The 23,218-nt window shown below is 71.9% G+C and carries 24 protein-coding genes and 1 pseudogene; 10 read left to right on the forward strand and 15 right to left on the reverse strand.

Annotation, left to right across the window (positions count from 1 at the left end; all coding sequences use genetic code 11):
* Window positions 1-115: 115 nt before the first annotated feature.
* From OG470_RS37210 to OG470_RS12895, 3 genes and pseudogenes are all read right to left on the reverse strand, one after another.
* Window positions 116-460: pseudogene (locus OG470_RS37210) on the reverse strand (alpha/beta hydrolase); the annotation flags it as partial.
* 52 nt (window positions 461-512) lie between these two features.
* On the reverse strand, window positions 513-695 hold the full coding sequence (locus OG470_RS12890) for a hypothetical protein (RefSeq protein WP_328423986.1): 183 nt from the start codon (window positions 693-695) through the stop codon (window positions 513-515).
* Between the two features lie 49 nt (window positions 696-744).
* Window positions 745-1,050, reverse strand: a complete 306-nt coding sequence (locus OG470_RS12895; RefSeq protein ID WP_328423988.1) for a putative quinol monooxygenase — start codon at window positions 1,048-1,050, stop codon at window positions 745-747.
* A gap of 157 nt (window positions 1,051-1,207) precedes the next feature.
* On the opposite strand from OG470_RS12895, the gene OG470_RS12900 reads away from it, so the two are divergent.
* Window positions 1,208-2,113, forward strand: coding sequence for an AraC family transcriptional regulator (locus tag OG470_RS12900; protein WP_328423990.1), 906 nt, complete (start codon window positions 1,208-1,210; stop codon window positions 2,111-2,113).
* Between the two features lie 84 nt (window positions 2,114-2,197).
* On the opposite strand, the gene OG470_RS12905 is transcribed toward OG470_RS12900, so the two are convergent.
* From OG470_RS12905 to OG470_RS12915, 3 genes are read right to left on the reverse strand one after another with little or no spacing between them, the layout of a single operon-like run.
* Window positions 2,198-3,055: an ABC transporter permease gene (locus tag OG470_RS12905; RefSeq protein WP_328423992.1), complete on the reverse strand. Its 858-nt coding sequence runs from the start codon at window positions 3,053-3,055 to the stop codon at window positions 2,198-2,200.
* Window positions 3,052-4,065 (reverse strand): ATP-binding cassette domain-containing protein, encoded by a 1,014-nt coding sequence (locus OG470_RS12910; protein ID WP_328423994.1) that lies wholly within the window; start codon window positions 4,063-4,065, stop codon window positions 3,052-3,054. The genes OG470_RS12905 and OG470_RS12910 overlap by 4 nt, the downstream gene beginning before the upstream one ends.
* 25 nt (window positions 4,066-4,090) lie before the next feature.
* The gene (locus tag OG470_RS12915; protein ID WP_328423996.1) at window positions 4,091-4,645 is read right to left on the reverse strand and encodes an NADPH-dependent FMN reductase; all 555 of its coding nucleotides are present in this window, start codon (window positions 4,643-4,645) and stop codon (window positions 4,091-4,093) included.
* A gap of 504 nt (window positions 4,646-5,149) precedes the next feature.
* On the opposite strand from OG470_RS12915, the gene OG470_RS12920 reads away from it, so the two are divergent.
* Genes OG470_RS12920 through OG470_RS12930 form a run of 3 tightly spaced genes read left to right on the forward strand, consistent with a single transcriptional unit; the run spans window position 5,150 to window position 7,962 of the window.
* Window positions 5,150-7,006 carry a hypothetical protein gene (locus tag OG470_RS12920; protein ID WP_328423998.1) on the forward strand — a complete coding sequence of 619 codons (1,857 nt, stop codon included), beginning with the start codon at window positions 5,150-5,152 and terminating at the stop codon, window positions 7,004-7,006.
* 20 nt (window positions 7,007-7,026) lie between these two features.
* A complete protein-coding gene (locus tag OG470_RS12925; protein WP_328424000.1) occupies window positions 7,027-7,443 on the forward strand; it encodes a hypothetical protein in 417 nt (138 codons plus the stop codon).
* 3 nt (window positions 7,444-7,446) lie between these two features.
* Window positions 7,447-7,962 (forward strand): GNAT family N-acetyltransferase, encoded by a 516-nt coding sequence (locus OG470_RS12930; protein ID WP_328424002.1) that lies wholly within the window; start codon window positions 7,447-7,449, stop codon window positions 7,960-7,962.
* 31 nt (window positions 7,963-7,993) lie between these two features.
* On the opposite strand, the gene OG470_RS12935 is transcribed toward OG470_RS12930, so the two are convergent.
* Window positions 7,994-8,980 (reverse strand): aldo/keto reductase, encoded by a 987-nt coding sequence (locus OG470_RS12935; protein ID WP_328424004.1) that lies wholly within the window; start codon window positions 8,978-8,980, stop codon window positions 7,994-7,996.
* Window positions 8,981-9,058: 78 nt separating this feature from the next.
* Window positions 9,059-9,814 (reverse strand): SDR family oxidoreductase, encoded by a 756-nt coding sequence (locus OG470_RS12940; RefSeq protein ID WP_328424006.1) that lies wholly within the window; start codon window positions 9,812-9,814, stop codon window positions 9,059-9,061.
* 103 nt (window positions 9,815-9,917) lie between these two features.
* Here OG470_RS12940 and OG470_RS12945 point away from each other — a divergent pair, with 103 nt between their 5' ends.
* Complete coding sequence (locus tag OG470_RS12945; protein WP_328424008.1) at window positions 9,918-10,760, forward strand: helix-turn-helix transcriptional regulator; 843 nt, start codon at window positions 9,918-9,920, stop codon at window positions 10,758-10,760.
* Here OG470_RS12945 and OG470_RS12950 read toward each other — a convergent pair.
* A complete protein-coding gene (locus tag OG470_RS12950) occupies window positions 10,691-11,725 on the reverse strand; it encodes a winged helix-turn-helix domain-containing protein (RefSeq protein WP_328426333.1) in 1,035 nt (344 codons plus the stop codon). The genes OG470_RS12945 and OG470_RS12950 overlap by 70 nt on opposite strands.
* A gap of 130 nt (window positions 11,726-11,855) precedes the next feature.
* Here OG470_RS12950 and OG470_RS12955 point away from each other — a divergent pair, with 130 nt between their 5' ends.
* On the forward strand, window positions 11,856-12,386 hold the full coding sequence (locus OG470_RS12955) for a nuclear transport factor 2 family protein (protein WP_328424010.1): 531 nt from the start codon (window positions 11,856-11,858) through the stop codon (window positions 12,384-12,386).
* A gap of 67 nt (window positions 12,387-12,453) precedes the next feature.
* On the opposite strand, the gene OG470_RS12960 is transcribed toward OG470_RS12955, so the two are convergent.
* From OG470_RS12960 to OG470_RS12970, 3 genes are all read right to left on the reverse strand, one after another.
* Complete coding sequence (locus OG470_RS12960) at window positions 12,454-13,149, reverse strand: hypothetical protein (protein WP_328424012.1); 696 nt, start codon at window positions 13,147-13,149, stop codon at window positions 12,454-12,456.
* Between the two features lie 78 nt (window positions 13,150-13,227).
* Window positions 13,228-14,079, reverse strand: a complete 852-nt coding sequence (locus tag OG470_RS12965; RefSeq protein WP_328424014.1) for an aldo/keto reductase — start codon at window positions 14,077-14,079, stop codon at window positions 13,228-13,230.
* A 171-nt stretch (window positions 14,080-14,250) separates the two neighbouring features.
* A complete protein-coding gene (locus OG470_RS12970) occupies window positions 14,251-15,216 on the reverse strand; it encodes a LysR family transcriptional regulator (RefSeq protein WP_328424016.1) in 966 nt (321 codons plus the stop codon).
* A gap of 51 nt (window positions 15,217-15,267) precedes the next feature.
* Here OG470_RS12970 and OG470_RS12975 point away from each other — a divergent pair, with 51 nt between their 5' ends.
* Window positions 15,268-16,191 carry a serine hydrolase gene (locus OG470_RS12975; protein ID WP_328424018.1) on the forward strand — a complete coding sequence of 308 codons (924 nt, stop codon included), beginning with the start codon at window positions 15,268-15,270 and terminating at the stop codon, window positions 16,189-16,191.
* Window positions 16,192-16,345: 154 nt separating this feature from the next.
* Entirely contained in the window at window positions 16,346-17,326 is a 981-nt protein-coding gene (locus OG470_RS12980) for an MBL fold metallo-hydrolase (RefSeq protein ID WP_328424021.1), read from the forward strand.
* A 47-nt stretch (window positions 17,327-17,373) separates the two neighbouring features.
* On the opposite strand, the gene OG470_RS12985 is transcribed toward OG470_RS12980, so the two are convergent.
* The 3 genes from OG470_RS12985 to OG470_RS12995 are packed head-to-tail and all read right to left on the reverse strand — an operon-like array spanning window position 17,374 to window position 19,783.
* Complete coding sequence (locus OG470_RS12985; RefSeq protein WP_328424023.1) at window positions 17,374-17,913, reverse strand: DUF1697 domain-containing protein; 540 nt, start codon at window positions 17,911-17,913, stop codon at window positions 17,374-17,376.
* Window positions 17,914-17,945: 32 nt separating this feature from the next.
* The gene (locus OG470_RS12990) at window positions 17,946-18,629 is read right to left on the reverse strand and encodes a response regulator transcription factor (protein ID WP_328424025.1); all 684 of its coding nucleotides are present in this window, start codon (window positions 18,627-18,629) and stop codon (window positions 17,946-17,948) included.
* Window positions 18,626-19,783 (reverse strand): sensor histidine kinase, encoded by a 1,158-nt coding sequence (locus OG470_RS12995; protein ID WP_328424027.1) that lies wholly within the window; start codon window positions 19,781-19,783, stop codon window positions 18,626-18,628. The genes OG470_RS12990 and OG470_RS12995 overlap by 4 nt, the downstream gene beginning before the upstream one ends.
* A 169-nt stretch (window positions 19,784-19,952) precedes the next feature.
* Here OG470_RS12995 and OG470_RS13000 point away from each other — a divergent pair, with 169 nt between their 5' ends.
* Entirely contained in the window at window positions 19,953-20,738 is a 786-nt protein-coding gene (locus tag OG470_RS13000) for an ABC transporter ATP-binding protein (RefSeq protein ID WP_328424029.1), read from the forward strand.
* Window positions 20,732-23,173, forward strand: a complete 2,442-nt coding sequence (locus OG470_RS13005; protein WP_328424031.1) for an ABC transporter permease — start codon at window positions 20,732-20,734, stop codon at window positions 23,171-23,173. Before OG470_RS13000 ends, OG470_RS13005 begins: the two co-directional genes overlap by 7 nt.
* Window positions 23,174-23,218 lie beyond the last annotated feature (45 nt).

Raw genomic sequence — 23,218 nt, forward strand, 5'->3', positions numbered from 1 at the left:
ACCCCCTCGGGTGACCGAGGGAATCCCCGCCCTTCAGGGCGGTGGAGGATGTCAACTCCCGGGTCCACACGCCGTCCAGTCCGCTGTACTGACGGCTGGAGTTGGTGTCGTTGCGGTGGTCGAGCATCGGGCACGACAGCAACTGGGCGGCGATGACCGGGGTGTTGCGGTCACGGGCCATGAGCGTCACCCCTGCCGCGAGGCCACCTCCGGCGCTGGCACCGGCCACGACGATGCCGGCGGGGTCGATGCCGAGGTCTGCGGCGTTCTCGGCCACCCAGAGCAGGCCGTGGTAGCAGTCGTCGACCAGGGTCTCGCCGCTTGCTTCCGGGGCCAGCCGGTAATCCACGGAGACCACGACGGCGCCGAACAGGTCGAGCCATTCCAGTGGGACGTCGATGTTCGAGAAGCGGTCGCCCCACATCATCCCGCCGCCGTGGATCCAGTAGACGCAGGGCACCCCAGCGGCACGATCGGTGGGGCTGAAGATGGACAGCGGGATCCGAGTTCCGTCACCGGCGGGAACGGTGACCTCGCGCCGCTCGACCCGCGCGGCCTTCCAGGTGGCTCTCGATCGACGGTTGGGGGAAGTGGCGCAGCTGTTCGATCACCTCGGGGCCGAGGGGCGGCATGGGCGGCAGTTCGGCCAGGGGTACGAGCAACTCGGGGTCGATGCCCGGTCGGGGGAAGTTCATCGGGCTCCTTTCGCTGATGCGGGTCGGGGTGCTGGGTGTGGTCGCCGGTTCAGAGGGTCGCCTTGCCGCCAACCGGCACCGCGTCGGTGTACGTCGACTCGCCGGTCAGCAGCGGCTGAAGCTTCGCGACCAGGGCCTGCGCCTGCTCGCCGCCGAAGAACGCGCTGTGCGCCTCGGCGCTGGTCCAGCCTTCGATGACGTGGACGACGTCGGGGTTGGAAGCCGAGCGGGACACCAGGAAGACGAGGCAGTCGTCGTGGGGCAGGGACGGCGCGTCGAGCAACAGCTTGATCAGCTCGTCAGCCTTTCCCGGCTGGGCGGTCATGGTGGCCTGGAACCCGTGCTGGGCAGTCATCGAAGTGTCTCCTCAATTATCGAGCTGCGATCAGCTCGTGGGAAATTGACACTCCTATGGAAGTGTCGCCACCAGCGGAAACGTTAGACAGATGCTCTCGGCCTCTTGCCTGATCCTACTGTTGCGGCGAGTATTGACCTCGTGCTTCAATCGTGTCGTGGACCTCGAAGAGCTGCGGGCGTTGCTGGCCCGCCACGCCCGGCCGGACATGAGCACCGCCATCGACGGGGTGCTGATTTCGAAGGTCGAGCACCAGACCGCGCCCACCACGTCGATGTCGGGCACCGTGCTGGCACTCATCGCCCAAGGCGCCAAACAGATGGCGCTGGGCGACCGCGTGTACGAGTACCGCGCCGGTCAGTACCTTGTCGCGTCGGTCGATCTGCCGGTCACCGGCCACTTCACCCAGGCCAGTGCCGACTCGCCGGCTCTCGGGTTCGGGCTGGTGCTGCACCCGGCCACGGTCGCGGAGTTGCTGTTGCAGGCGGCACCGGGCGATCTCCCGCCCCTGACCGGCGGGACGCCGTCGGGGATGGTGGTCAGCGACGCTCCCGACGAACTTGGCGACGCGGTGATCCGACTGCTTCGGCTGCTGGACCGGCCGCGGGACGTCAGGGTGCTCGCGCCCCTGATCAAACGGGAGATCCTGTGGCTGCTGCTCGTCGGCGAGCAGGGTGCCGCCGTCCGGCAACTCGGTTTGGCCGACAGCAGCCTCAGTCACGTCGCCCGGGCGGTCCGGTGGATCCGCGATCACTATGCGCAGCCGTTCCGGGTGGAGGATCTGGCGCGGCTGTCGGGGATGAGCGTGTCGGCGTTCTACCGCAACTTCCAGGCCGTGACCGCGATGAGCCCGATCCAGTTCCAGAAGCAGATTCGGTTGCAGGAGGCGCGGCTCCTTCTCGCCACACACCCCAACGACGTCACCGGGGTGGGCATCCGCGTCGGCTACGAGAGCCCGTCGCAGTTCAGCCGCGAATATCGTCGCCAGTTCGGCGCGCCTCCCAGCCAGGACGCCGCCCGCCTGCACGGCATTACCCGCGCCGATGTGCCGGCGGTCGTCTGACCGCCGGCGGACACACCCCGGCGGTCAGACGACCGACGACGGGCGCCGCCGCGTCGGTGGCGGCGCCCGTCGGTCAGAGCAGGGTCAGCGGCGGTTGTAGCGGTACATGGTGAGCGTGCCGAAGACGACCACGAACCCGACGCTCCACACGAGCAACCACATCGTGGCGGACGCATCCGACGAGCCGGACATGGCCGCGCGGACCGCGGCCACCAGCTGCGTCACCGGGTTGACGTTCACGAACGCCTGGAGCCAGCCGGGCATGGTGCTCGGCTCGACGAAGACGTTGCTCAGGAACGTCAACGGGAACAGCACCATCATGCTGACGCCCATCACCGACTTCTCGCTGCGTAGGACCAGCCCGAAGAACGTCCACACCCAGGAGAACGCGAACGAGAAGACCACCAGCAGCCCGATCCCGGCGGCGACGCCGCCCACCCCACCGTCGGGACGGAACCCGAGCGCCAGCCCGACGCCGAGGATCACCAGGGAGGCGAGGATGTACCGCAGCACGTCGCCGAAGATCATGCCGACCAGGGCGGCCGGCCGCCAGACCGGCAGCGTCCGGAACCGGTCGAAGATGCCCTTCTCGATGTCGGTGTTGAGGCCGACGCCGGTGTACATGGTGATCATCACGACGCTGGTGACCATGATGCCGGGCAGGAAGAACTGCAGGTAGTCGCGCGGGCTGTCGGCGAGGGCGCCGCCGAACAGGTACGTGAACATCAGCACCATGATGATCGGGAACGCGGTCACGTCGAAGAGCTGCTCCGGCACGTGCTTGATCTTCAGCATGGCCCGCCAGCCGAAGATCAGCGACGCGCCCAGCGCGCTCGGCCGGGGCGGTCGTGCACCGGGCGCGAGCACGGTCGCCAGCGCCTCGGCGGACGGGACGTAGACGGACGGCGCCCGTTCGGTCGTGGTGGTGGTGGCCTCGCTCATCGGGCTGCCTCCAGCTGGTCGTCCCGCTCGTCGGCGGGCACGGCGGGGTGGTCGGTCAGGGCTAGGAAGACCTCGTCCAGGCTGGGCTGGCCGAGGGAGAAGTCGTCGACGACGATGCCGGCGCGGGCCAGGTCGCCGAGCGCGCGGGCGGCCTGCGCGCTGGCGTCGAGGTCGCTGCCGGCCTCGCCGACCCGGGCAACCAACGCGACCGGATCGGCTTCGAGCTGCACCGGTACGCCGAGTGCCGCCTGGAGCACCTTCTCCGCCTCAGGCCGCTGCCCCGGGTCCCGCAGTCGCAGGTGGACGGTGCCGGAGCCGACCGACGACTTCAGCTCGCCCGGGGTGCCCTCCGCGATCACCCGGCCGTGGTCGACGACCGCGATCCGCCCGGCGAGCTGGTCGGCCTCGTCCAGGTACTGGGTGGTCAACAGCACCGTGGTGCCGTGTGCCACCACCGCCCGCACGATCTCCCATACCTGGTTGCGGCTGCGCGGGTCGAGACCGGTCGTCGGCTCGTCGAGGAAGAGCAGGTCGGGGGTGTTGAGGATGCTGGCGGCGATGTCGATGCGCCGCCGCATTCCACCCGAGTACTTCTTCACCTGGCGGTCGCTCGCCTCGGTCAGGCCGAACGCGGCGAGCAGGGCCGCCGCGCGGTCGCGGGCTGCCGGCTTGCGCAGGCCGAGCAGGCGGGCGAGGAGAACCAGGTTCTCCGTACCGGTCAGGTCCTCGTCGACGGAGGCGTACTGGCCGGTGAGGCTGACCCGGCTGCGGACGGCGTCGGCCTCGGTGACCACGTCGTGCCCGAAGACCCGCGCCTTGCCGCCGTCGGGTCGCAGCAGCGTCGCGAGCACCCGGACCGCGGTGGTCTTGCCCGCCCCGTTGGGGCCGAGCAGGCCGTAGACGGTGCCGGCGGGCACCTGGAGGTCGATGCCGGCCAGCGCCCGGGTGTCCCCGAACGAGCGGGTGAGCCCCTCGGCCTCGATGGCCAGGCCGGTGGTGCGTCTACTCATGATCCTTACCTTTCGTCAGACGTTTTCAGGAGGCGTACGGCCGGGCGGCGCGGCCGTCGCGTAACGCCAGACCCCACCAGCGGAGCTGGTCGAGCAGGACGCGGGTGTCCCGGCGAAGTTCGTCGGTGCATTGCGGCGTCGGTTCACCGGCGAGCAGGTCGATCCCGACGACGTCGCGCACCGTCATCGCGTGCAGCGCCGTGAAGACGGTGCGCAGTTGGTCGACCGCGTGCAGGCCGGTGGACCGGCAACCGTACGACACGAAGCCGACCGGTTTGGCCTGCCATTCGTCGTACGCATAGTCGATCGCCTGTTTCAAGGGTGCCGGGAAGCTGTGGTTGTACTCGGGGGTGACCACGACGAACGCGTCCGCCCGGCCGACCTCGCGGACGAACGCCCGGATGGACGCGGTCGGCTCGGCCGGATAGCTGGCCGGGAAGTCGTACTCGCTGAGGTCAACGACTGTCACCGTGAGGTCGTCGTGCCGCTCGGCCTGGTCGACGAACCAGCGGGCGACCCGGTCCCCGGCCCGCCCCTCGCGGGTGCTGCCGACGATCACGGCGATCCTGAGCGGTGTCATCGTTTCCCCTCCCGGCCCCCGGACTCTCACCAGTCAGGCGCGAGGGGACGGCCGGCGGCCCGCTAGATTTGATCTAGCGGGCTCGGACTCCTTGTCGCCAATGGCGCCCTGATGCCCCAACCGAAGTCGACGACCGATGCTGGCCGTCCGGCTGTATCAGCCCTCTGACCAGTGCATCCAGTCGGCCAGATGACAGTGTTGCGGCCATTCCATTGAGTAACGAGGCCCGATATTTGTACGTTTCCTGGCGGCGCGGGCAGGCAGGGGTGACCGTTCCGGTGAGGTCGCATCACGGTGTGGTAACAAGTATTAGCGGTGTAGATCTGTCGGCATTTAGCGCCCGTACCCACAACGGCAGGTCACAGTGTTCTCCGTCACACGAGTCTCTTCCTAAACATTGCGAGCTGTCCTATTTGGTCGGTACTTCGACATGGTTCTGGTGCTGTAGCAGCGTGTACCCCCTCGGGTACTCATCGCTGTCGCAGGGCGGGGAGCGTGATGGTCATGGATGAGCCGCACTCCGTACGAAAGATGATGATGAACATTGCCTTCGCCGGGGCGGCCGCCGTTCTCGTCACCGCTGCGGGCGGCACGGGTTGGCTCCGTAACCGCCTCGATGCGTACGGCGAATGGTTCGTCCGCAACGGCAACCTGCTGGAGGGCCTCGCACGAACCCTCTGCCTGGCGGCGGCGCTCATCCTCGGCGGGGTGATCTTCTCGAGGTTGCGGCAGCGTCTGGGCGAGGAGAAGACCGTGGCGCAGCGCCCGGGACAACCCGACGTCCCGTGGTTGCAGCGCCTACAGGCGTCGGCGGCCGAGCGCCTCAGCGAGCAGGACCGCAAGGCGATCACGATGTTCGTGGAGCTCATCGTCGACCCGGCCCGCTCCCGCTCTCGGCTGGCGGAAACCGTCGACCTCGACGAGCGGGCGGTAAGGCAGCAGGTGTCGATCTCGTTCGCGCTGCCCGACGCCGAGGACGGCGGAAGGGCTCTCTACATCCCGATCCTGCAGCCGATAAAGGGCGAACTGGTGGACAACTTCCAGCTCCAGTCGGCCGGCGGCAGTTCGTTGCCGACGCTCTCCTACGAGGAGACCACCAAGCTGGCTGCGGCGGGGCTTCGGCTCATCCTGATGGAGATCTTCGCTGCCAAGGATGCGCCTTCCCCGCCGAAGACACTGGACGAGCCCGTGCGCGCGGCCGAGCTGGCCATGCTTCAGATCGTGGCGACCCGTGGGCCACTGCACACCGGGCAGGTGCACGGACGGTTGGACGTCATTCTCGAGGAGATCAAATTTCCCGACGACGACAGCCGGGAACGCGTCCGCAAATACGTCGCGGCCCTCAGCTGGTCGTACCCGATCGTCGCCGTTGTCTCCACGGTTGACGCGTCCAGCGGGCGATTCCTGATCAAGTACGAGCGGACCTTCGTGCCGGCGTCCCTGACCACGAGCTGGCGGGGGCTGCTCCGGCTCGGGCTCGGTCTCAAGCCGGACAAGGTGGCGATACCGGTGGAGCTGGCGCTCACCGCCGAGAGCTACCACCTGCGGGTCAACGCTCCGGCGAACAAGTACGTCATCAAGCAGTACCTGCAGTGCCGGCACTGCCGGGTCCTGCTGACTCGCCAGTGGCGCGGCAGGGCACCGGTCGGGATCCCCGCCGACGAGGACCGGTCCGGTAAGAAGCCCGACAACAAAAGGCACCTCTGCGCGCATGAGCTCGACCAGACGAGAAGTGCGACCGACGACGACCGGGTCACCGACCACCATTTCCGAGTTCGTCGTAAGCGCGGGCAGAACTTCGTGCATGTCTATATGCGGGGATATTCCCGGGCCGCGCCGAAACTGCGAGACCTGCAACTGATCACCACCTTCAAAGAAACCCCACCCGGCGCCCGTGGGCGCGCGGCGATCACCGCCCTGGCCACCACCCTCCTGCTCGCGGTTGCCGGCAACCTCTTGAACAGCCCGCAGGGCACCCAAGTGGGAGGTCTGCCGGCCCTGATGCTCGCGTTGCCGGCAGTGGCCGCCTCGTGGTTCGGCCTCTCGTCGGACAAGGACGCGCTGGTCGGTGGTTCACTGCTTGCGCGTCTGTCACTCGTCGTCAGCGGGGTGGTCTCGGTGATCGCGGTTGTGCTGTATCTCAGCTCCCCGCCACCGAGCGCGCCGGCACCCATCGTTGGGGGGAGCATCGCCGACCCGCTGACCTTCGTTGGAATCACTGACTGGCGTTGGATCACGCTCTGTATCGTCTCGGCGTTGAACTTGACCTATATCAGCTACCGGTTCGCGCTCAAGCTCGTGCACTTCAATGACCTGATAAGGCGCGAAGACCTTGGTGCTGGTGACTTCGCATGGCGATGATGAGAGAGACTGGAGGACCTGTGGCGACACCCGACACACCACAATCCGAGGGGCAGTCCGAGGATCGGTATCTCGTCGACGACGCCGTCTGGGTGTTGCCGTCCAGCAGTTACGTGGACCCGGGGCCGCCGTTGGAGACGAGCCTCTTCGACGATCCTCAGCGCCTCAACCGGGCCTGGTCACTCACCATGTCGACCCTCCGGGCGGAGGCCCGGGAGTCGCCTCAGCAGCGTCGGCAGGTCGAGGATCGCGCCCGTGCGTTGATCGACGAGGCGAACCTGTCGGTCACACCCTCAGGCGACCGCGACGCCGGGAGCTCCGTCGAAGCGCCGGTCCCCGTCGCTGAGCCCAAGGACGGGCCGCGCACGGGTTTTGCCGACCGGGTCGACCGACTTGCCCAGGCGACCCTGCGGGTCGCTCGGCTGCGACACAGTTGAGGAATGGCACAGGTACGCATCGAGCCGTGGCACGAGGATGACCTCGACCTGCTGCGGCAGCTCAACTCACCGGAGACGCGGAAGCACACCGGCGGTCCGGAGACCGACGAGCAGGTGCTCGCCCGGCACGACCGCTACGTGCACTTCGCCGACGGCGGGCAGGGCTGCATGTTCACCCTGGTGCTGCCCGACGGCGCGCGGGCGGGCAGCGTCGGCTACTGGGCCCGCGAGTGGCGTGAGCAGCCGGTGTACGAGATGGGCTGGGCGGTGCTGCCCGCGTACCGGGGGCAGGGGCTGGCCACCGCCGCGGTGCGCGCGGTCGTCGACGTGGCCCGCGCCCGGCGGACCCGCCGCTACGCGCACGCCTACCCCTCGGTCGACAACCCCGCGTCGAACGCGGTCTGCCGCAAGGCCGGCTTCACCCTGCTGGGCGAGACCGGTTTCGAATACCCGCCGGGGCACATGATGCGCGCCAACGACTGGCAGCTCGACCTGACCGCCCCACCGGCCGAGGGCTGACGCCGGCGGGGCGGTCACCGCGAGGGCACGGTCACCAGGTGGTGTCGAGGCGGTGCCGCTGCTCAGCGGTCAGCTCCAGGTCCACCGCCGCCAGGCTCTCGTCGAGCTGAGCCACCGAGGAGGCGCCCACCAGCGGGATCGACGGCAGGTCGCCGCCCAGCAACCAGGCGAGCACCACCTGGTTGACCGTCGCGCCGGTCTGCCCGGCCACCTCCCGCAGCGCGGCCAGCCGGCGCGGCGCGCTCGGCAGGTCGTACGCCGCGCTGAGCGGCTTGTCCGCCCGGGTGAACGCCCCCTTGAGCAGCGGCGAGTACGCCACCAGGGTCAGCTCGGGCTCGGCGCGCAGGTAGCTGAGCAGGTCGCCGCTGACGCCGCCGGGCTCGCCGTCCGGGTCCAGGTCGCTGGCCAGGTCGGTCCGGTTCGGCAGGTAGCTGCGGTGGTACTGGAGCACCTCGTAGCCCGGCAGGCCGGCGGCGGCGGCCAGCGCACGGGCCCGCTCGACCCGCCAGGCCCGGTGATTGCTCGCCCCCAGCAGGCCCACTGTCCCTTCGGCGACCAGCTCGGCGAAGCCCTCCACGGTCTCCGTCAGCGGCACCACGCGGTCCTCGATGTGCGCGTAGAGCAGGTCCAGCCGCTCCACGCCGAGCCGGTCCCGACTGCGCTCCGCCGACTCGCGGATCACCTTGGCGGACAGGCCCTCGGCGTTGTCCAGGTAGCTGGTCCCCGGAGCCAGCGGGCGGCCGCCGACCTTGGTGGCGATGACGATCTCGGCGCCGACGCCCCGGCTGCGCCGCCACCGGCCGAGCAGCTCCTCGCTCTGCCCGCCCTGGCCGCCGTCCACCCAGAACGCGTAGTTGTCCGACGTGTCGATGAAGGTGCCGCCGGCCTCGACGTACCGGTCGAGGATCGCGTACGAGGTGGCCTCGTCGGTGGCGCTGCCGAAGAGCATCGCGCCGAGGCTGAGCACGCTGACCTCGCGCCGGGTCGCCGGGTCGGTGCCGATCGTGCGGTACCGCATGGGATCTCCTCTCGTGCGCCCTACCGGTGGGCGCCCGCCCGCCACCCTGCCGGTTGGAGCGCACTCGAGGTCAACCCCTCACCAGGGCAGCTCCCCGTACCCGCCGCCGGCGTCCATCTGGAAGCCCCACAGCAGCCCGCTCGGCCCGTCCGCCGGCAGCGTCGCCAGGTGCACGCTGACCTCGGCGCCCTGCTCCGGCGTCCGGAAGCCGCTGTTTCCGTTGAGGTCGGTGGCGCAGTAACCGGGGTTCGCCGCGTTCACCTTGATCGGGGTGTCCCGCAGCTCCTTGGCGTACATCGCGGTGATCATGTTCAGCGCCGCCTTCGACGACGGGTACGGCACCGAGGTCAAGGCGAACAGCGCGCCCGCCGGGTCGGTCATCACCGCGATGGAGCCGACCTCGCTGGAGACGTTGACGATCCGGGCCGCCGGTGCCCGGCGCAGCAGTGGCAGCAGCGCGTTGGTCATCGCCACCACCCCGAAGACGTTCGTCTCGTACACCCGACGCAGCGTCGCCACGGTGGTGTCGCTGGGCAGCGCCCGCTGTCCGTCGCCGAGCACGATGCCGGCGTTGTTGACCAGCACGTCCAGCCGGCCGTACTCCGTCTCGACCAGCTTCGCTGCGGCCGACACCGATTCGGCGTCGGTGACGTCCACGGGCACGAACCGGGCGTCCGTGCCGCCGTCGCGTAGCTCCCGCTCGGCTGCCCGACCCCGCTCGGCGTCCCGCGCGCCGACCAGCACGGTCATCCCGAGGCTGCCGAGCTGTCGGGCGGTGGCCAGGCCGATGCCCTTGTTGGCCCCGGTGATCAGGGCGATCATGTTCGTTGTCATGCCCTCGACACTGCCCGCCGGGCCCGGCCGGCGGGAGAGACCGGCTGAGGCTGGGACCAGGGGTACCACCCTCACCGCCGGTGGCTGAGGCAAGCTTGGGGACATGGACCGCAACTGCCTGCGACGTGACGAACTGGCGGCGTTCCTGCGCAGCCGCCGGGCCCGACTGCGTCCTGCCGAGGTCGGCCTCCCCGACGGGGTCCGGCGTCGCACGCCCGGCCTGCGCCGGCAGGAGGTTGCCCAGCTCGCCGGCATGTCGGTCGACTACTACATCCGCATCGAGCAGGGCCGTGGCCCGCACCCGTCCCGGCAGGTGCTGTCCGCGCTGGCCCGGGCGCTGCTGCTCAGCCGGGACGAGCGTGAGTACCTGTTCCGGGTGGCGGGGGAGAGCCCACCACTGACGGCCGGGCCGAGCCGGGAGGTGACCCCTGGGCTGCGGCACCTGCTCGACGCGATGACCGAGACCCCGGCGTACCTGGTCGACGCGGCGTACCACGTGCTGGCCTGGAACCGGCTGGCCACGTACTTCGTAGGGGATCTTGCGACCGTGCCCACCACGGACCGCAACATGATCCGCTGGATGTTCCGCCGGCCCGCCGAGGACAGGTACTGGACCGACCCCGACCTGGTCCGGTTCGTCCGCGCCTCGGTCGCCGACCTGCGCGCCGCCTATGGCCGCTACCCCGGCGACCGGGCGGTCCAGCAGTTGGTCACCGAGCTGCTCGGCACCTCGCCCCGGTTCGCCCAGCTCTGGGCCGAGCACGACGTGGCCGAACGCCGGCCCGTCGTCAAGCGGGTGCCGCACCCCGAGCTGGGGCCGTTGGAGTTCGAGTGCCGGGTACTGCACGTGCAGGAGACCGACCAGCGGATGATCGTCTACGTCCCCGAGCCCGGCTCGCCCACCCAGGCGGTGTTCCGCCGGCTCGCTGAGCGCGTCGCTTCCTGACCCGACCGGCAGCCGACCAGCCCGTCCCCGTGGGCGGATCGCCGGTAGAGCACGCTGTGCCGCTCGCGGCTGCGCACCACCAGGCCGGAGCGCAGCAGCACCCCCAGGTGGTAGGAGACGGTGGCCGGGGCCAGCCGGTGCCGCTCGCTGAGCTGCCCGGTGGAGCGGGGCACGTCCAGGTCCGCCAGGATCGCCGCTCGGCTCGCGCCGACCAGGTCATCGAGCCGGCCCGCCCGGCGCTGCTCCGCCCGCCCCACGCCGAGCGGGTAGACCAGCACCGCGTTGCCCTCGTCGCACAGCTGGGTGGACACCTGCGGCCAGGCCAGCGCCGACGGCGCGAGCACCAGCTCCGCGCCGGTCAGCGCGGTGGTGATCCGGTACGAGCTGTCGATGGTCAGCGACCTGCCGGTCCAGCCGACCTTCGGGTGCAGATTGTTCAGCATGGTGCCCACCCCGGCGGTCGCCATCGCGGTGGCTCGGACGGCGAGTTCGGCCTCCAGCGTGGCCCGCACCGCCGGCCACTGCTCGGCGAGCGCGGCAAGCCAGAAGTGCCGCAGCCCGTCGGTGACCCGCCGGGCGAGGGTGCCGTCCTCGACCGCCGCGCGGACCCGCGCCGGCATCCCGTCCGCCGGGTATCGGGCGTTCACCTGGATTGTCACCTCGTCGTCTGGGGTCGCCGCCATGGCCGCCAACTGTCGGTCGAAGACCGCGTCGAGCGGGCCCAGCGGCGGCTTCGGCGTGAGTAGGTCGGGCGTGTAGCCGAGCCGGCCGGGTGGCGTCACCAGCGCCGCGACCAGGGCCACGTCGGGGTGCCGCAGTGCGGCGCGGGCGGCCGGCCCGGGATCGCCGTGCACCGGATGCCCGAACCGGGAGAGCGCGGCCCGCATCCAGGACGTCACCTCCGAGGCGGGCGAGATCGCCAACCGGAGCCGGGCGAGGCTCGGGCCGTCCAGATGCGCGACCATCACAGCGCGGATCGTACAAGCGGTGGCGTCGATGCGCGGTCCGCATTCGAGCTGGTTCGAATCACTACCCGGCGGCGCGGCGGGCCGGGTTGGCTGCGAGGGCAGAGCCACTCGTCCTGAGGAGAACCCGATGCTCCCACCTGCCTCCGCCCGTCCCGCCGGCCGGCTCGGCCGCACGATCGCCCTGGTCGGGCTCACCGCCGGCCTGCTGGCCGCGGCTCCCGCCGCGGTGTCGGCCGCCACCCCCGCTCCGGGCGACACCACTACCGGCGACGCGGCCGCCCGGGGCTGCGAGCGCTCCTTCGACCAGGCCGTCCGGGCGTACGTGGACACCACCGCCCGGCGCGACCTGGACGGCTTCGCCGCGCTGCTGCACCCCGACGTCACCTCCGTCTTCGCCTCCGACGGGGAGGTGCTCGACGGCAAGCGGGCCACCGTCGACTGGCTGCGCGGGTTCTTCGCCGACGACTCCTGGACCCAGTCGTTCAGCGTCGCGAAGCAGACCGTGGCGGGCTGCCGCACCGGCTTCGTGCTGTTCGACTCCGTCTACGCGGTGCCGGCCAGCGGCACCCGGGTACCGCTGCTGATCGGGGTGAGCTACACCTACCAGCACGGCCGATGGCTGGTGCTGCAGAACCAGGATTCCGTCGGCCGAATCTGACCAGGGGGGTCGCCATCCGGGGGGAGGGGCGGGCGCGGCAGCAGCAGCGCCCGCCCCACGGCGGCGTTCAGGCGATCTTCTCCAGAGCGGCCGTCGCGAGCGGGGCGATCTTCGCGATCAGGGCGGTGCCGGCCGCCAGGTCGCCGTCGCTCGCCGAGGCGTCCACCTCCATGACGAAGTTGCCGCGTACCAGGATGAGCGTGCACTGGTGCCGGGTCGCCTTGCCCTTCAGCCGCTCGCAGAAGGTGATCACGTCCGGGCCGTTCGGGACCGGCGGGGGCGAGGGCCGCACGATCGTCGAGGTACGCCCGTCGTTGGGCACCTCGTACTGCTTGCACGTCGCGAGGACGGACCGCAGCTCGTCGGCGAGCTTGCGGCCGGGGACCTTCAGGTAGCCAACCACGTACTGCCGGACCCACACGCTCTCGCCGTCCCAGCTCCGCTCGCGGTAGGCGGTGCGCTGACGGTCCGACGGCAGGCTGGCCTTACACAACGAGATCAGCTTCCACGCGTCGGTGTTCTCGTCGGTGTACTGCGCCGTCTCCGGGTGGAACTCCGCGTCCAGGTCCAGCATCGCCCCCGTCACCCGGCTGCTTACCTCGGCGGTGGAGGTCGGCGCCGGGCGCGGCTTCGGCGGGGTCGGTGACGCCGACACCGCCGGCACGGACCAGCGGGGGGCCTCGGCGGCCTGGCTCGGGGAGCAGGCAGCCGGCACGAGCACCAGCAACGACAACAGGGCCAGGATGGTACGGCGGAGCGACATCGCCGGGCGCGGTCCTTTCACGCGGAAAGGGGGCCCGGCCGGGCCCCCTTTCTATGTGCGCCGTCGCCGGCCGGCGTGTTACGCCGGCAGGTAGGCGAACGTGTCCGGGTGCGCGCCCTGCCGGCCGGCCTCGCCCTTGTCCAGCGTGGTGATCCGCTCCATCGCCGCGCCGTCCAGCTCGAAGTCGAAGATCCGGATGTTCTCCTCGATCCGCTTAGGGGTGACCGACTTCGGGAAGATGATGTCGCCGCGCTGCACGTGCCAGCGGAGCACCACCTGCGCCGGGGTCCGGCCGAGCTGCTCGGCGATGTCGACCACCGTCGGGTCGCCCAGCACCATGCCCTGCGCGATCGGCGACCACGCCTCGGTGAGGATGTTGTGCTTGCGGCCGTAAGCGCGAACATCCTCGTTGCCGAAATACGGGTGCGCCTCGATCTGGTTCACCGCCGGCACCACGTCCGCCTCAGCGGCCAGCCGCTGCAGGTGCGGCACCTGGAAGTTCGACACGCCGATCGAGCGGGCCCGGCCGTCGCGCTGGAACTCCTCCAGCACCTTCCAGATGGAGACGAAGTCGCCGTCGTACAGCGTCGGCAGCGGCCAGTGGATCAGGAACAGGTCGATGTAGTCCATCTTCAGCGCCGCCAACGTCGAGTCGAACGCCCTGCGGGCGTCGTCCGGGCGGTGGAAGCCGTTGTTCAGCTTGCTGGTGATGTAGACCGCGCCCCGGTCGAGGCCGGACCTGCGCACGGCCTCGCCCACCTCGGCCTCGTTGCCGTACATCTCAGCGGTGTCGATGTGCCGGTAGCCCACCTCCAGCGCCGTGGCCACGGCGGCGACGGTGTCCTTCGGCTCGATCTGGAACACCCCGAAGCCGAGCTGCGGAATGGTGGTGCCGTCGTTCAGGCTGATGTCAGGAATCGTGCTGGCCACTGCGGCTCCTTCGCGTCTTCGTCGGAGGCATCCGGGGCGCGGAGTCGCGTCCACGTCCGCCACCTTGTCATCCATACCAAGCGGGAGGTCGATCTTGTCATCCATACCCGAGCGGGAGGTCGATTCACCGTCCCTCCCGTGGTGACGAGCGCAACGCCGTGTGCCGGCCGCTCACCCGGTCGTGTCGAACAGCACCGGCCAGGGTCGCGCCGCCGGCACCGACGGTGGGCCGGTCGACGCGGGCGGCGTGGGCTCGCCAGCCAGCACCTCGGCGGCGAGCTGCCCGAACATCGGCGCCGCCGGGTGCGCCGAGCGGTCCGGCCAGGCCGCCGAGGTGCGTTTCGGCAGCGGTGCGCCGGCGATCGGCCGCCAGGCGATCCGGGGCTCCCGACGGGCCACCGTCGCTGGCTCCACGGCCACCGCGCCACCGGCCAGCACCAGCCCGAAGAGGAACTCCGGGTTGCGTGCCGGCCGGACCCGTGCCGGCCGGTAGCCGTGCCGTCGGCACACCGCCAGCAGGTGGTCGTGCCAGCCGGGTGCGGTGGCCCGGGGCGCGGCCACCAGGTCGAGGCCGGCCAGCGCGGCGAGCGTCACCTCCCGGTCGCGGGCCAGCGGCGAGGTACGCGGCAACAGCACCCCCAGCGGTACGTCGACCGGGGTGCCGAAGCGCAGCCCGTCCGCCGCCACCGGGTGGTGCACCAGCCCCACGTCCAGGTTCCGTTCGGTGAGCATCCGCACCTGCTCGCCGGTGGTCAGCTCGTGCAGCTCCACGTCCAGCCCGGGTGCCCGGGCGGTGAGTTCGTCCAGCAGCGCGCGCAGCGTCACGGCGGGCGTCTCCGGTGGCACCCCGGCCCGCAGGACACCCAGCTCACCCGCGCGGACCTGCCCCATCAGGTTGCGCAGCCGGCCCTCCCCGGCGAGCAGCTCCTCGGCCTCGCCGAGCAGCAGCTCACCGGCGGTGGTGAGCCGCACCTGGCGGCGGGACCGGTCGAACAGCTCGACGGTCAGCTCCCGTTCCAGCCGCTGGATCGACTGGCTCAGTGGCGGCTGGGCCATCCCGAGTTGCTCCGCGGCCCGCCCGAAGTGCAGCTCGTGGGCTACCACCACGAAGTGCCGCAAATGCCGGAGCAGGTCCACGGCCGGACCCTACGCCAGCGCCGGCATCGTGCTGCTGGATACCGTTCCGGGGTGAACGTGGGGGAGCGCATCGAGGTCATCTTCGCCAGTGCGGGCGTGACCGCCAGCCTGCACGCCGTCGACCTGGACGCCGTGGACCTGACCGCCGGGTCCACCAGCGGTGCGGCCGGCGGCCGTGGAGAGGTCGGGGTGCGCGCCGACGAGCAGGTGGTGATCGCCTCGATCTTCAAGATCCTGCTGGTGTTGGAGTTCGCCCGGCAGGTCGTCGCCGGTCAACTGGACCCGACCGAACGGGTCCTGGTCACCGCCGCGGACCGGCTCGGCGGGTGGGGGCTGGCCGGCTGCGCCGACGACGCCGAGGTGTCACTGCGTGACCTGGCGTACTTCGCCATGTCGGTCACCGACAACACCGCCGCCGACCTGCTGCTGCGCCGGGTCGGCCCGGACCTGCTGCCGATGCTCGCCGTCGAGCTGGGGTTGACCCGCACCCGCGTCCGAGGCGGCCCCCGGGACCTGGTCGAGGGGATGCTCGCCGACGTGGGCGCGCGGACCGAGGCGGAGTTCGCCCGGATCTTCCCCACCCTGCCGGCGGACCGGGTCTGGGCCATGCGGGTTTTCGACCCGGCGCGCACCACGTCCAGCACCGCCCGGGAGATCACCCGGCTGCTCACCCTGATCTGGCGCGACGAGGCCGGCCCGGCGGAGGCCTGCGCGATGGTCCGCACCTGGATGGCCCGGCAGATCTTCTGGACCCGGCTGGCCGCCGGGTTCCCGCCCGGCGTGCGGGTGTCCGGCAAGACCGGCACACTGCCCGGCCTGCACCTGGAGGCCGGGGTCGCCGAGTATCCGGACGGCGGCCGGTACGCCATCGCCGTCTTCGCCCGTGCCGACCGGCTGACCCCGCGCCGGATCGACGTGGACCTGGCGATGGGGCACGCCGCTCGGACAGCCGTCGAGGCGCTGCGCGGCGATTGATTTCTCGCTCGTCCGAGCCTCGCCGCACCGTCGCTGAGCCGGCCCGATATGCGGGTGCGTATCGGTGCGGGTGGTGTTGGATCTTGGACCTGGGCTGATTGGCGCTGATTGGCTCGTGGCGACCAACCGCCCGACCACGGGGAGTAGATCCTTCATGCCCAGTCTCGACCGCCGTCGCTTCCTCCGCGACGCCGCCGCCACCACCGCCCTCGTCTCCGCCGGCGGCCTCGCCGCCACCAGCTCGGCCGCCCCGGCCCAGGCCGCGCCGCCGGTCGCCGCTCCCGCGCCGACCAGCCGCCGCAGCGGCGCGGTCAGCTTCCGCTGGTGGGGTACGGCCGGCTGGCGCATCGACATCAGGGACCGGACGGTGCTGGTCGACCCGTTCCTCAGCCGGATCGACACCGGGCTTTTCACCGGCGCGTTCAAGCCGGCCACCGCGTTGACCGTGCGCCCCGACGTGATCGACCCGCGGGTCGACCGGGCCACGACGGTGCTGGTCACGCACACCCACTGGGACCACTTCATGGACGTGCCGTACATCGCCGGCCGCACCGGCGCGCGGGTGTTCGGCACGCTGACCGCGTACCACCTGGGGTTGGCCTACGGGGTGCCGTCGACGCAGCTCAGCCCGGTGAAGGGCGGGGAGGTGCTGGACTTCGGCGATCACACCGTCGAGGTGGTCGGCTCGCTGCACAGCCGTAACCCCTCGTACTCGCTGGCCTTTCCGGGGGTGCGGGTGAGCCAGCCGGCGCGGCCGGCGACCATCGCCGACCTGCCGGAGGGGGACACGCTGGGCTACCTGCTGCGGGTCGATGGCGGCCCGTCGGTCTACTTCACCGGGGCCAGCGACGTCGCGGAGCGCAACCTCACCGGCCTGGCGCCGGACGTGGCCATGGTGGCACTGCAGAACGCCACCACCACGGGCGACTACCTGCCCCGGCTGCTGGCCGGTCTGGACTACCCGAAGGTCGTGGTGCCGGTGCACTGGGACAACTTCGAGACCGGGTTGCAGAACCCGCCGGTCGTCGCCCCGGCCGACCGCCAGCGGTTGGACGACATGATCGCCGCGGTGCGTCGGATCTCGCCGCGCAGCCGGGTGCTGGTACCCGAGTACGAGACCGCGTACCACTTCTGACCGACCCCGGGGGCGGTCGCGGCGTGGCTGTCGCGACCCCCGCCGGGTCAGCCAGCGGCCAGGTCCGCGAGGGCGCGCACTGACTTCCAGTTCCGCGTGGTGCCCACCACGGCGAGCTTCTTCTCCAGGTACGCGTTGGTGAACTTCGACCGCCCGTAGCCACCGTCGGGGTAGTGCAGGAAAACCTCCCGACCGCTGACTGTGAACGCCACGTTCTCGCTGCCGGGGACGGTGAGCGCGCCCACCGCCGACTTCGTCGGCCCGCTGCGCAGGAAGGCCACCAGCAGCCTCGTCGGGTCGTCCTCCCGCTCGGCGTACGGGTTGCCGCCGGACACCGCCGCCAACTCCCGGGCGCTGCGCACCAGCACCGGCACGGTCAGCCCCAGCTCGTCGGCGAGCGCCCGCTCGATCCCACCGGCCAGTTTTTCGGCGTCGCGCACGCTGCTGCCGAACACCACGTTGCCGCTCTGCAGGTACGTCTTGACATCGTCGTGCCCGAGGTCGGTGACCAGCCGGCGCAAATCCGCCATCGCGAGCCGGGTGGTGCCGACGTTGACCCCGCGCAGCAGGGCGACGTAGCGGGTCATGGGGCTCCTCCTCGGAAACTGGGCGGACCCGCTCAGCGTAGGTCGACCGGCCCCGGTCCGCTCGGACCGACCAGGCCCGTCTCGTAGGCGACGATGACGAGCTGCGCCCGGTCGCGTACCGCCAGCTTGGTCAGGAGCCGCCCGATGTGCGTCTTCACGGTGGCCAGGCTGAGGCTGAGGTGCGCGGCCAGCTCCGCGTTGGACAGGCCCCGGGCGACCAACGCGAGCACCTCCCGTTCCCGCTCGGTCACCCCGTTCAGCCGTCGTGGCAGTGGCCGGGCCGGCTCCGGCCGCCGGGCGAACTCGTCGATGAGCCGGCGGGTCACGGTCGGTGCGAGCAACCCCTCGCCGGTGGCGACGACCCGGATGCCGGCCAGCAGCTCCGCCGGCGGGGTGTCCTTGAGCAGGAAGCCGCTCGCCCCGGCGCGCAGCGCACCGTAGACGTACTCGTCCAGGTCGAACGTGGTCAGGATGAGCACCCGGGTGCCCGCCGTCGCCGGATCGGCGCAGATCCGCCGGGTCGCCTCGATGCCGTCCATCTCGGGCATCCGCACGTCCATCAGCACCACGTCCGGCCGGTGCCGGCCGGCCAGCGCGATGGCCTCCACGCCGGTGCCCGCCTCGCCGACGGTGGTGCAGTCCGGGGTCAGGTCGACCAGCAGCCGGAAACTGCCGCGCAGCAGCGCCTGGTCGTCGGCGATCAGCACGCGGATCACGCGGCCACCCGGTAGGGCAGGCGCGCCGTCACCGCGAAACCCCCGCCGGCGCGCGGCCCGGCGCGGAAGTCCCCGCCGTGCAACGCCACCCGCTCCCGCATGCCGGTCAGCCCGTGCCCGTCCCCTGCGGGCAGGACCGGGCGCCGGCCGTCGTCGGTCACCTCCACCCGTACCTCGCCGGGTGTCACGGTCACCGTCGCGCGACAGGCCGCCGGCGCGGCGTGCTTCACGACGTTGGTCACCGCCTCCTGCACGATCCGGTACACCGCGAGGCCCACCGACTCCGGCACCGCGCCGTCCGGTTCCTCGCGCCGGACGTCGAGCCGGACGTCGACGCCGCCGATCGCCGCCTGCTCGGCCAGCCCCGGCAGCTCGTCCAGCCCGGGCGTCGGCGCGTACGGCGTGCCCTCGCGCAGTACGCCGAGCACCCGGCGGATGTCGGTCAGCGCGTTGCGGCCGGTTTCTTCGATCACCCGCAACGCGGCCCCCGCCTCGCGCGGGTCGGCCTCGGCGACGTGGTTGGCGACGGCCGCCTTCACCACGATGAGGCTCATCGTGTGCGCCACCACGTCGTGCAGCTCCCGGGCCACCCGCAGCCGCTCCTCGGTAGCGGCCTGACGGACCAGGTGCTCACCCTGGCGGGCGGCGAGGGCGCGGCGTTCCCGGATCAACCATCCGATCAGCCAGGCGGGCGCGATCATGACGATGCCGTAGCCGACCGCGCCGCCTCCGGACCAGAGGTCGCCCGCGGTCGTCGCCAACCCGAGGCTGATCACGGTGAGACAGCCGGCGGCGCAGACCACCGACCGGCGTGGGGGCATCGACACGGCCACCGTGTAGAAGGACAGCCCGATGGCGACCGCCGGCGCGGCGGCGGCGAAGTTGGGAATGAGCCCGGTGATCAGCGCGACGGCGGCGGCGGAGCTGATCGTGACGGCCACCGCGACCGGCCACCGTCGGCGCACGGCCAGCGGCAGCCCGATGGTCAGCCCGACCAGCACGGACACCCAGGCCGGTTCGCGTACGCCCCCGTGCAGGGGTGACTCCAGCGCCGCGTACGCGCAGAGCATCCCGCCGACCACCACGGCCAGCACGGCGTCCACGATGTACAGATCCACCGGCCGCAGCCGCCGGGTCAGCAGGAGAGCGGTCACCCGTCAGACGGTATCGGCCGGACGTGGCCCGCGCGTCCACCCGCAGGACGTCATCCTCGGGGACGACGCCCGGCCTCGTCACGGGCCCCGGCTCCACCTCCGGGAGGGCCGGAAAGTGCCGGCCCCTGTCCGACGCGCGGCACCAGGTGGGACGGGCACCGTGACGGTCATGACCACAGACACGGTGACCCTGACGGGGCTGCGCGCGGTGTACGGCACCGGGAATCGGCAGGTGACGGCGCTCGACGGCGTGACGACCAGCTTCGCCAGCGGCACGTTCACGGCGGTGATGGGCCCCTCCGGCTCGGGGAAGTCCACCCTCCTGCACTGCGCGGCGGGGCTGGACCACCCGACCGAGGGGACCGTCACGATCGACGGCATCCGCCTGAACGACCTGAGCGAGGACGAGCTGACCCGACTGCGGCGCGACCGGATCGGCTTCGTGTTCCAGGCGTTCAATCTGCTGTCCACGCTGACCGCGGCGCAGAACGTCGAGCTGCCGCTGCGCCTGGCCGGTCGCCGCCCGCCGGCCCGGGACGTCGCCGCCGCGCTGGACGCGGTGGGGCTGGCCGATCGGGCCGGGCACCGGCCGAGCGAGCTCTCCGGCGGCGAGCAGCAGCGCGTCGCCGTGGCTCGGGCGTTGATCACCCGTCCGGCGGTGGTCTTCGCCGACGAACCGACCGGTGCGCTGGACAGTGCCGCGTCCCGGCAGGTCCTCCGGCTGCTGCGGGCGCTAGTCAACGAGCATGGGCAGACGGTCGTGATGGTGACCCACGACCCCAGCGCCGCCGCGTACGCCGACCGGGTTCTCCTGCTCGCCGACGGCCGCCTCGCCGACGAACTGACCGGTGGGATCACCGCCGCGGTCGTCGCCGCACGGATCGCCGAGCGGGAGACGGATCCGGTGGGCACGTCCCGACGGGCGGCGGACCCGGCCGTGGAGCGGTCGTGCTGAGCGTCCGGCGGTCGGCCGGCGCGTTCGTGGCCGTCGCGATCGGGGTCGCGCTGGTCACGGCGGCCACCCTGCTGCTCGCCTCCGGGCGACCACAGGTGCCGGACCGGCTGGCGCAGGCGGCGGTCGTCGTGCAGAGCCCCGAGGCGGGTACGGCGGCCGACTCGTTCGCGCCGACCCGGCCCTGGTCCGCCACCAGGGCGGCGGAACTCGTCGGCAGACTGGCCGGCCTGCCTGGCGTCGCGGCGGCGGTGCCGGACCGGACCTTCTACGCCCAGCCGCTCGTCGACGGCCGGCCCCCGGCGACCGACGGCCAGCGGGAGGACGCCCACCAGGGGCACGGCTGGTCCAGCGCCCGGCTGGGTGGACTGCGCCTCACGGCCGGCGAGCCGCCTCGGAGGCCCGGCGAGGTGGTCGTCGACCGCGCGCTCGGGCTTCGCTCCGGCGCGGCGGTCACCCTGCTGACCGCGGCGGGTCCGGAGGCGTACACCGTCACCGGTCTGGTCGACGCGCCCGGCGTCCATGTCGCGGACGAGGTGGCCGCCGCGCTCGCACCCGGGGTCCGGGTCATTGGGCTGGTGCTCGCGCCGGACGTCGATCCCGAGCAACTCGCCGTGGCGGCTCGCGGTGTCGTCGGCGGCGAGGGACGGGTGCTCCCCGGCGACCGGCGCGGCGCGCTGGAGCCACGCGGCGACGCCCGGACCCGCTGGATCGGGATGCAGGTGCTCACCGCCACGGCGGCCCTCGCCGGCTTCGTCACGGTCTTCGTGGCTGCCTCCACCTTCGCGTTCACCGTCGCGCAGCGCCGCCGCGAGTTGGGCCTGTTGCGCGCCGTCGGCGCCACCCCGCGCCAGGTCCGCCGCATGGTGTACGCCGAGGCGCTCGCAGTCGGTGCCTCGGCCGGGCTCGTCGGCCTGCTGGTCGGCGCGGCGCTCGCCCCGGCGTTGGGACGACTGCTGGTCGATGTCGGCTTCGAGCCAGCGACCTTCCGGGTCCGGTACGAACACTGGCCGGTCGCGGTCTCGCTCACCGCCGGCCCAGTGATCGCGCTGCTGGCCGTCTGGTCGGCGTCCCGGCGAGCGGCGCGGGTTCGCCCGTTGGAGGCGTTGCGCGAGGCGGCGGTGGAGCAGCGACGGATCGGTCGGCTGCGCGTCGCCGCCGGGGCGCTTCTCCTTGCGGCCGGGGCTGCTCTCAGCCTCGCGACCGCCACCTCCGACGACGCCCGCGACGGTGCCACGTACGCCCTGTACGCGGTGATGGCCCTGGTCACCGGTGCCACCGTGCTCGCCCCGGCGGTCGTCGGGCCGACGGTGCGGCTGCTGCGTTCTCCGGTGCGTCGGCGCGGCGGCGCGATCGGGCTGCTCGTCCGGGCCGGGGCGCTGACCGCGACCCGACGGACCGCGTCGACCGCCGCGCCGGTGCTGCTCACGGTCGCCTTCGCGGTGCTGGTGTCCGGGATGGTGCTCACCACGACCGCCGCGTACACGGCGGGCCGGGCGGACAACGTGAACGCCGGCTGGGTCGTCGTGCCCGACCGCGCACCCGGCCTGTCGGACCGGGCCGTCGCCGCGACGGGCGGCACCGCCCTCCTACCGACCACGGTCTTCCGCACCGATCCCGGCGCAAGGGTAAAGGACCTGCCACTGATCGCGCTCGGCGTGGACCCGGCGGGCTTCGCCGCGGCGAACCGGGTGCTCACCGTCGTCGCCGGCTCGCTCGATGACCTGCTCGGCGACGACACGGTGGTGCTCACCGCCTCGGCGGTGTCGGCGGTCGGGCTGCCGCCGGAGCCCTACCCGGTGGTCTTCGCCGACGGGGAACGGGTGTCGCTGCGCGTCGTCGCCGTGGTCACCGACAACTCGATCCCCGGCGACCTGCTCCTGCCCCGGGCCGTGGTGCGGGCGCACGACCCGTCGGCGCTGACCTCCGCGGTGTACGTCCGGGACCGGATCGATCCTCCGATTGGGGCGCGGATCGTCGACGTCGCCGCCTGGGCGGCGGAGGCGGACCGCGCCGAGGACCGCCTCGTCTGGCTGTTCACGCTGCTGCTGATCGGGGTGTCGGCCGGCTACGGGGCAATCGCGGTGGCCAACACGGTGCTGCTGGCCGCCGCCGGCCGGGCCGCGGATCTGCGGCTGGTCCGGTTGGCCGGGGCGACCCGGCGGCAGGTCCTCTGGCTGGTCACGGCCGAGTCCGCCCTGGTGGTGCTGATCGGCGCGGTGCTCGGCGGGGCTGTCGCGTTCGCCGGCCTGCTGAGCATCCGCGCCGGCCTCGCCGAACAGGTCGGCGCCCCGGTCGGCCTGGTCGTGCCGTGGCCGGTGATCGGCGGGGTGGTGGGGTTCTGCCTGCTGCTCGCGGTGGTGGCGAGCGTGCTGCCGACGTGGCGGCTGCTGCGCCACCGTCCCGCCCGATCGCCGGTTGGCGTCATCGCCGGATGACCCGCGTTCCGGCCCGGCCGCCTCTCGAGGGCCCCGAGGGTGCGG

This window comes from Micromonospora sp. NBC_00389 (assembly GCF_036059255.1).
In the GTDB taxonomy this organism is placed as follows: Bacteria; Actinomycetota; Actinomycetes; order Mycobacteriales; family Micromonosporaceae; genus Micromonospora.